The 4,403-nt window shown below is 70.2% G+C and carries 4 protein-coding genes; all 4 read left to right on the top strand.

The features are described 5' to 3' along the window. Positions 1-116 precede the first annotated feature (116 nt). A complete protein-coding gene (locus D588_RS0108160) occupies positions 117-1,325 on the top strand; it encodes a PLP-dependent aminotransferase family protein (protein ID WP_017915616.1) in 1,209 nt (402 codons plus the stop codon). 20 nt (positions 1,326-1,345) lie between these two features. Continuing rightward, complete coding sequence (locus D588_RS0108155) at positions 1,346-2,062, top strand: MOSC domain-containing protein (protein WP_017915615.1); 717 nt, start codon at positions 1,346-1,348, stop codon at positions 2,060-2,062. A gap of 326 nt (positions 2,063-2,388) precedes the next feature. Next, positions 2,389-3,105 carry a 4-hydroxy-tetrahydrodipicolinate reductase gene (gene dapB / locus D588_RS0108150; protein WP_081613515.1) on the top strand — a complete coding sequence of 239 codons (717 nt, stop codon included), beginning with the start codon at positions 2,389-2,391 and terminating at the stop codon, positions 3,103-3,105. 162 nt (positions 3,106-3,267) lie between these two features. After that, positions 3,268-4,392, top strand: coding sequence for a glutamine-hydrolyzing carbamoyl-phosphate synthase small subunit (carA, locus tag D588_RS0108145; protein ID WP_026143502.1), 1,125 nt, complete (start codon positions 3,268-3,270; stop codon positions 4,390-4,392). Positions 4,393-4,403 lie beyond the last annotated feature (11 nt).

Below are 4,403 nucleotides of genomic sequence, written 5' to 3'. Positions count from 1 at the left end.
GGCTGCGACAGCTGCGGGCCGACGCCGCCGCGGCGGCACTGAGTCGCGTCGCCCGTTGCTGGCCGGCGCATCGCTTGTGCGCCGCACATGCGCGTCGCGATGGCGACGACTATCCTATGCCGATGACCAGTCCATTCCAGTTCTCCCGCCGTGCGCAGGCGCTGACCAGTTCGGCGATCCGCGAAATCCTCAAGGTCACCGAACGGCCTGAAGTGATCTCCTTCGCCGGCGGCCTGCCGTCGCCGGATACCTTCCCGGTCGAGCGCATGCGCGAGGCCTGCGACAAGGTGCTGCGCGACGCGCCACAGGCGGCGCTGCAGTACGGCCCGACCGAAGGCTATCTGTTGCTGCGCGAATGGGTCGCGGCGCGGCTGAGCCGCGACGGCGCCCATATCCGTCCCAGCCAGGTGCTGATCACCACCGGTTCGCAGCAGGGTCTGGACCTGCTCGGCAAGGTGTTCATCGACGAAGGCAGCAAGGTGCTGGTGGAGACGCCCAGCTATCTTGGCGCGCTGCAGGCGTTCTCGCTGTTCCAGCCGGCGTTCGCGGCGATGCAGTCGGACGACGACGGCGTGGTGGTGGACGCGCTGGACGATGCGCAACTGGCCGGCGCGCGCTTCATGTACGTGCTGCCGAACTTCCAGAATCCGACCGGACGGCGCCTGCCGCTGCACCGGCGCCAGGCGCTGGTAGCGCGTGCGGCCGCGGCCGGCGTGCCCATCGTCGAGGACGATCCCTACGGCGAGCTGTGCTACAGCGGCGACACGCTGCCGAGCCTGCTGTCGATGAACCCGGATGGCGCCATCTACATGGGCTCGTTCTCCAAGGTGTTCGCTCCGGGTCTTCGCCTGGGCTACCTGGTCGCGCCGGAGCCGGTGCACGCCAAGCTGGTGCAGGCCAAGCAGGCGGCGGATCTGCACACGCCCTCGTTCAGCCAGCGCATCGTCTACGAGGCGGTGCAGGACGGCTTCCTGGATGCGCACATCCCCGGCATCCGCACGCTGTACGCCAGCCGCTGCGAGCAGATGCTGGCGGCGCTAACCAAGTATTTCCCGGCGCAGGTGCGCTGGAACCGCCCGGCCGGCGGCATGTTCATCTGGGTCGAACTGCCGGAGGGCATGGACGGCGGCGCGCTGCTGAGCAAGGCGATCGAGCGCAACGTGGCGTTCGTGCCGGGCGCGCCGTTCTTCGCGGTCGCGCCGCAGCGCAATACCTTGCGGCTGTCGTTCGTGACCGTGCCGGCCGAACGCATCGAGACCGGCGTGCGCATCCTCGGTGCGCTGCTGCAGGACGAGGTCGCTGCGCACCGGCGCGCGACGGCCTGAGTCCGGCGTCGCCTCCGTCGATGACGTCGTCCGATGCCGCCGTCGCGTCCTGGACCATCGACGCGGTCCTGGTCGGCCGCGCGCAGGCGTTCACCCGCCCAGGCAGCCGTAGCGCGATCGACAAGCGGCCCCAGGACGGACGCCTGCGCATCGGCCCGGAGGGGCTGGAGCTGGACGAGCAGGGCGACCGCCGCGTGCATGGCGGTCCCGACAAGGCCTTGCACCATTACCCGCGCGATCACTACCCGGCCTGGGGCGAGGAACTCGGCGCACATGCCTTGCTGGACGCGCCGGGCGCGTTCGGCGAGAACCTCAGCAGTAGCGGGGTGACCGAAGCCGACCTGTGCCTGGGCGACAGGCTGCGCCTGGGCACGTCCCTGGTCGAGGTGTCGCAGTCGCGGCAGCCGTGCTGGAAGCTGTCCGACCGGTTCGGCGTGGCCGCGCTGGCGCGGCGCGTGCAGGACAGCGGCCGCACCGGCTGGTACTACCGCGTGCTGCAGCCCGGCGAGGTCGCCGCCGGCGACAGTCTGGTGCTGCTGGAGCGTCCGTATCCGGCATGGCCGCTGACGCGGCTGATCGCGCTGCTGTACCGGCGCGAAGTGGACACGGCACAACTCGAACAGGTGCTGGCGCTGCCGCTGGTGCCGAACTGGCGCACCCTGTTCGAGCGGCGCCTGGCGCAGCGTGCGGTGGAGGACTGGGACAAGCGCCTGTTGGGGCAGGCGGCGGCCGAGTAGGGCGGTTGATCGATCCGGCGAGTGTGCTCCCCTCTTGGTGGGAGCGATGGCGTCGACAGGTGCATGCCCGATTGGGTCGGTGCAATGCGTCGGGGCTGAAGCCCCTCCCACCGGGGGTGTCCGATCGGCTGCGATGTCTCTTGGCAGGTGCCAGGTGCCTCGCCCGGCGGCTTTTTTGTCGCTTCCAGTGCCGCCACGCCCTTGTGGGAGGGCTTCAGCCACGACGAAGGAAGCATCGCCACGTCCGAGGTGGCGCGTGGGACGCTTGCGTCTCGGGCGTGCGCGCCCTCTGTCGCACCCGCGCGCAAACCGCTAGCCTTGTGCCGATGACGACTTCTCCGCTGCGTGTGTTGATCCATGGTGCGTCCGGCCGGATGGGCCAGGCGTTGTTGCGGCTGGCCGCGCAGGACCCGGCGCTGCAAGTGGTGGCCGCGGTGGTGCGGCGCGCGCCGGCGCAGCGGGTGATCGACGGCGTGCCGTACTTCGCCGCAGCCGAACTGGGCGGCGTGCCGCCCTTCGACGTGGCGATCGATTTCAGCCTGCCGCAGGGCTTCGACCCGGTGCTGGCCCTGTGCACCGCGCGCGGTGCGGCGCTGGTGTCCGGCACCACCGGACTGGAGGACGCGCAGCGGCAGGCGCTGGCCGCTGCCGCCGAACGCATTCCGCTGATCTGGGCCTCGAACTTCAGCCTGGGGGTGGCGGTGCTGCACGATCTGGTCGAGCGCGCCGCCGCGGCGCTGCCGGGCTGGGATTGCGACATCGTCGAATCCCACCATGTGCACAAGCAGGACGCGCCCTCCGGCACGGCGCTGACCCTCGGCGACGCGGCCGCGCACGGCGGCGCGACCCCGCGCTACGCCAGCCTGCGTGCCGGCGACATCGTCGGCGAACACCTGGTGCAGTTCGCCGGACTCGGCGAGCGGGTCGAACTGGTGCACCGCGCCAGCAACCGCGACATCTTCGCCCGTGGCGCGTTGCATGCCGCCGCGCGCCTGCCGGGGCGTGCGCCCGGGGCCTATCGGCTGCGCGACCTGCTCGGCTGAACGCGGTTTTCACATAAACGGCTGGCGCGGACCGCCCCGCGCCGGTACAATTCTCGCTCGCCTGTTACCCATCGCCACGGACCCGGAGAAGCGCCGAGTTCGCGGTTTCTTGCAGCCTGCAAGTTGGTGGGGCAGGGTTCCTCTCTCCCCAAGGCGAACCCCGTGACTCAACCCGCAATCCTTGTCCTTGAAGACGGCACCGTGTTCGAGGGCGAATCCGTAGGCGCTGCCGGCCTGTCTGTCGGCGAAGTGGTGTTCAACACCGCCATGACCGGCTACCAGGAGATCCTCACCGATCCCTCCTACGCCCGCCAACTGGTCACGCTGACGTATCCGCATATCGGCAACACCGGCTGCACCGACCAGGACGACGAGGCCGCCCAGGTCTGGTCGGCCGGCCTGATCGTGCGCGACGTGCCGCGCCGCCCCAGCAACTGGCGCAACCAGGTGGCGCTGCCGGACTGGCTGATCCAGCGCGGCGTGGTCGCCATCGCCGGCATCGACACCCGCAAGCTGACCCGCATCCTGCGCGAGAAGGGCTCGCAGAACGGCGCGTTGATGGCCGGCGAGGTGAACGTGGACACCGCGCTGGACGCGGCGCGCAAGTTCCCGGGGCTGAAGGGCATGGATCTGGCCAAGGTGGTCTCCACCGACAAGTCCTATCCCTGGCGCGACGGCCAGCTCGACCTGGACAGCAACGCCTTCGTCACGGCCGAGCCCAAGTTCAAGGTCGTCGCCTACGACTACGGGGTCAAGCTCAACATCCTGCGCATGCTCGCCGAGCGCGGCTGCGAGGTGACCGTGGTGCCGGCGCAGACGCCGGTCGCCGAGGTGCTGGCGATGAACCCGCACGGCGTGTTCCTGTCCAACGGCCCTGGCGACCCGGCGCCGTGCGACTACGCGATCGCCGCGATCAAGGAACTGCTGGCGCGCAAGATCCCGACCTTCGGCATCTGCCTGGGCCACCAGTTGCTGGCGCTGGCCGCTGGCGCGCAGACCCTGAAGATGGGCCACGGCCACCACGGCGCCAACCATCCGGTGCAGGATCTGGACAGCGGCCGGGTGATGATCACCTCGCAGAACCATGGTTTCGCGGTGGACGAGGCGACCTTGCCGGCCAACGTGCGCGTCACCCATCGCTCGCTGTTCGATGGCAGCAACCAGGGCATCGCGCTCACCGACGCGCCGGCCTTCAGCTTCCAGGGGCATCCGGAAGCCTCGCCGGGCCCGCGCGACGTGGCGCCGCTGTTCGATCGTTTCACCGCGCTTATGGCGGCCGCCGCCTGATGGCCGCAGCG

Source organism: Xanthomonas sp. SHU 308, assembly GCF_000364645.1.
GTDB lineage: Bacteria > Pseudomonadota > Gammaproteobacteria > Xanthomonadales > Xanthomonadaceae > Xanthomonas_A > Xanthomonas_A sontii.
Note: the sequence above shows the minus strand (reverse complement) of the source record. Positions and strands in the feature narration are given on the sequence as shown.

Coding starts and splice junctions, on each gene's coding strand:
- dapB (WP_081613515.1), top strand. CDS start 2,389: ATGACGACTTCTCCGCTGCGTGTGTTGATCCATGGTGCGTCCGGCCGG.
- D588_RS0108160 (WP_017915616.1), top strand. CDS start 117: ATGCCGATGACCAGTCCATTCCAGTTCTCCCGCCGTGCGCAGGCGCTG.
- D588_RS0108155 (WP_017915615.1), top strand. CDS start 1,346: ATGACGTCGTCCGATGCCGCCGTCGCGTCCTGGACCATCGACGCGGTC.